Below are 3758 nucleotides of genomic sequence, written 5' to 3'. Positions count from 1 at the left end.
AGACTGACTCTTTTTATTAACAAATGGCATAACATAAAATTAGCCGTTTACCAATTGTTATTTCTTCAAATTTAAATCCATTATTAAGATGTTCTTATTAGAACATCTTTTCTTTTGGTAACAAACAAGCTATAATCTATTCAATAAATTGAATTATCACTCTTTACGTATACAATGAGGAGGAATTCCTTTGGTAATCTATAAAGATGAACAACGCGGGACTTATTATTTTGTCACAAGGGTTCGACAATTAGACGGTACTTTAAAACAAGTAAAACGTCGTGGATTTAAAACAAAAAAAGAAGCTCGTGAAGCCGAAGCTAAAATGTTAGTTGAAAAAGTAACAACTTCTAGTCTTACTTTTTCACAAGTTGCAGATAGCTATTTTGATTGGTACTCACAAAGGAGAAAACAATCTTCTATAGTGACGATTAGAAACGTCATCTACAATCATCTAATAACCGAGTTTGGGAAATTAAAAATCGAGCAGATTACCCCCAAACATATTATGAATTATCAAAATAAGATTATTAATCAGTATTCAGCCAAACATTTAAAGAAGATCCACGCAGTCCTTTCTGCTATATTTAATTTTTCAATTAAATTCCATGGTTTAACCACTAATCCCGCAAGAATTACGGGGAATTTTGAGAAAGAATCAAATAAACGAATGAACTTTTGGGAATTTGAAGAATTTAAGCAATTTATTGCAGTTGTGGACGAGCTATTATACAAAGCATTTTTTTCAACACTTTATTATAGTGGAGCAAGAAAAGGAGAACTACTTGCTTTGACTTGGTCGGATATTAATTTTGAAGAAAAAACAATTGATATTAATAAAACAGAATTTGAAAGAAAAGTAACAAAACCAAAAACTAAAGCTTCTAACAGAATAATCATGTTACCAACGCATTGTATCGATTTATTAAAAGAGTTACATTGTGAAAAATCCAAAGAATTTCCTGTCAAAAATGATTATGTTGTATTTGGAGAATTTCGTAGCAGTATTGCCGTTTCCACTCTTAGTAGGAACTACCAAAAGTATTTGAAAATGTCTGACGTTAAAAAGATTTTAATCCACGAATTTAGGCATTCCCATGCATCTTATTTAATAAATAAAGGCGTCAGTCCACTTGTAGTAGCCCAACGCCTAGGTCATTCAAATGTGTCAACTACTTTAAATACTTATAGTCATTTGTATCCTTCTAAACAGGCGGAAGTGGTTGCATTTATGGAGAACGATTTGGTATAATTGTTTCCAAAATGTTACCACGACCTCCTTAAACACTGATATTACTCATTTAAAAAAGAAGTTAACCTTCTGGTTCAGTTTGGTTTTGCGCGTTCTCTTGCGTTACAACACTTGTTTTACTCGCATTTCCCTCATCATATTTGACATTTTTAACTGCAAAATAAATAAGAAAATGTCCAGCACCTAAAATACATAATAAGTAAGGTAAACTTTTTTCAGGTGGAAAGAATAGTACAGCACATAAAAAACTTAAAATGGAACAGATTCTTCCGGCGTTTAACCATAACTCCCGAACAACGACATATTCCACACGCCATTCTCTCGCATTTTTCGCTCTACCAATTACGTCATATGTCATTGATCCGTACGGAACAAGTAAAATAGGATATGCAATCGCAATACATGCCGCATAAATAAGTAATTTCGTGTATGTAACATTGAAAATAACTAAAAAGACGACAGCATATAAAATAATGCCCCCAAGTAAAATTGCTTTTTTTCGCCACTCCTTCTTTAACATACGAGCAACTAAGTAATAACATACAAAGGATACAGCAGAGTTCACTAAACTGTATTTCCCTAATGCGAACTCACTATTAGTTGCTAAATAAACATATACTGAAATGACAAAAATAAACGTCCCTTCTCTCAATCCTTGGAAAAAATGAGCTCGTGTAATCTTTCCCCAATTTTTATCAATCCGTCGTTCTTTCAATACTTGCACGATTTCATAACGCCCTTCACATTCTCTTTTAGATAAAAAGAAGCTTAAGACGACAGCAATTGCAAATAGAACTAATGAAAGAAAGAATATAACAGTATAGCCACTCCATTTCTCCATACGTGAAATTGTGTATCCTGCTGCTATTGGTCCAATCATCCCAGAGAAGGATGTAAGAAGTCCAAGAAACCCATTAAAGAAATCTCTTGTTTCTGGTTCTGTAATTTCAAATGTCAATAAGTTAAAAGCCAACCAGTAAAAACCGTATCCTACTCCTAAAAGAGCCCCCATTAATAGAATATACTGAGAAGCACTTTTCCCTGCTACTAAGACAACGATAAAAAAAATTGCGAGCGTTCCTACCCCTATTCGTAATAAAATCGAGCGATCGATACGTTTCGCTAATTTCCCCCCTACAAGAAATGTGAGAGGCTGTAATACCACGCTGGCTAAATTATACAAGCCAAGATTCACATAATTTTGTGTTTGTTTCCATAAATAAATATTTACAAACGTATTCGATAAAGAAATTGCGAGCGTGTATAAACCTCCTATAAGGAGCAATAACACTAAATCCCGATTCACTTCAACGTCACCAATTATATGTTTCCATTTCATACACAACTCTCCTTTACTTCATGTTCTAGTCTTCCAAAGACAAGCCCAATTATGTAAAAGGAAAGCATAGAAAAAAGCTAGGGGCTCTCCCCTAGCTTTTTCTATATTTGTTACAATTATTTTGCTTCTTGGTAACGTTTTTCAGCAGCGTTCCAATCTACAACGTTCCAGAATGCACCGATGTAGTCTGGACGACGGTTTTGGTAGTTTAAGTAGTAAGCATGCTCCCAAACATCTAAACCGATAACTGGCGTTTTACCTTCAGTTAAAGGAGAATCTTGGTTTGGAGTGCTTGTTACTTCTAACTCACCATTGTTTACTACTAACCAAGCCCAACCAGAACCGAAGCGAGTTGCGCCAGCTTTTGCGAATTCTTCTTTGAATGCATCGAAGCTACCGAATTTTGCTTCAATTGCAGTTGCAAGTTCACCTACAGGTTGTCCTCCGCCGTTTGGAGATAGGATTGTCCAGAAGAATGTATGGTTAGCATGTCCGCCACCATTGTTACGTACTGCTGTACGGATTGCTTCTGGTACTTCGTTTAAGTTTGCAACTAATTCTTCTACGCTTTTGTCAGCTAATTCTGCATGACCTTCTAAAGCAGCGTTTAAGTTTGTAATGTACGTGTTGTGATGTTTTGTATGATGGATGTTCATTGTTTCTTTGTCAAAGTGAGGCTCTAAAGCATCATACGCATAAGGTAAATTTGGTAATTCGTGTTTTGCCATTGTTATATTCCTCCCAGTTTATGTATTGCCACTTAAGTGACATACAACTTCATTCTACCCTAATTGCCATAGGGTGCAAACAAATAAATCACATTGTCTTGCTATCATTAAAGTAGCAAAATTCCCACTTCTTTTCAATTAAAATGCTCATATATTCCGTAAAAAAAGCTTCCTTCTACAAGGAAGCTTCCTGCTAACATAATAAACATGTGAAATGGATATGGACCCTGTAGGACTCGAACCTACGACCGGACGGTTATGAGCCGTCTGCTCTAACCAGCTGAGCTAAGGGTCCACAATTATGTATGTAACAACATATCAAATAAAGGAATTCCTATCGGATATGCTCTTTAAGAAATGTAAGATAAATTTACCATATAGAAAAGAAAAGTGTCAATTGTATTTTTCTTATTTAAAAGAAGAAAGTTAATAAAAGAAA

At 34.8% G+C, this 3758-nt stretch carries 3 protein-coding genes and 1 tRNA gene; 1 reads left to right on the top strand and 3 read right to left on the bottom strand.

Features of this window, described 5'->3' with window-relative positions; all coding sequences use genetic code 11:
- Positions 1–190 precede the first annotated feature (190 nt).
- Positions 191–1252 carry a tyrosine-type recombinase/integrase gene (locus ACQGS6_RS24495; protein ID WP_000237492.1) on the top strand — a complete coding sequence of 354 codons (1062 nt, stop codon included), beginning with the start codon at positions 191–193 and terminating at the stop codon, positions 1250–1252.
- 61 nt (positions 1253–1313) lie between these two features.
- Here the strand turns inward: ACQGS6_RS24495 and ACQGS6_RS24490 are convergent, their stop codons facing one another.
- From ACQGS6_RS24490 to ACQGS6_RS24480, 3 genes are all read right to left on the bottom strand, one after another.
- Positions 1314–2591: an MFS transporter gene (locus ACQGS6_RS24490; protein ID WP_000871385.1), complete on the bottom strand. Its 1278-nt coding sequence runs from the start codon at positions 2589–2591 to the stop codon at positions 1314–1316.
- Between the two features lie 116 nt (positions 2592–2707).
- Positions 2708–3319 (bottom strand): superoxide dismutase [Mn], encoded by a 612-nt coding sequence (gene sodA / locus ACQGS6_RS24485; RefSeq protein ID WP_001052031.1) that lies wholly within the window; start codon positions 3317–3319, stop codon positions 2708–2710.
- Positions 3320–3540: 221 nt separating this feature from the next.
- Positions 3541–3614: transfer RNA gene (locus ACQGS6_RS24480), tRNA-Ile, on the bottom strand.
- Between the last annotated feature and the right edge of the window lie 144 nt (positions 3615–3758).

The sequence above is a fragment of the Bacillus sp. GMs2/2 genome (genome assembly GCF_050172095.1).
In the GTDB taxonomy this organism is placed as follows: domain Bacteria; phylum Bacillota; class Bacilli; order Bacillales; family Bacillaceae_G; genus Bacillus_A; species Bacillus_A cereus.
Note: the sequence above shows the minus strand (reverse complement) of the source record. Positions and strands in the feature narration are given on the sequence as shown.

Bases quoted from the DNA above. Each gene is read 5' to 3' on its own strand.
- ACQGS6_RS24490 (WP_000871385.1), bottom strand. From the start codon at position 2,591: ATGAAATGGAAACATATAATTGGTGACGTTGAAGTGAATCGGGATTTA.
- sodA (WP_001052031.1), bottom strand. From the start codon at position 3,319: ATGGCAAAACACGAATTACCAAATTTACCTTATGCGTATGATGCTTTA.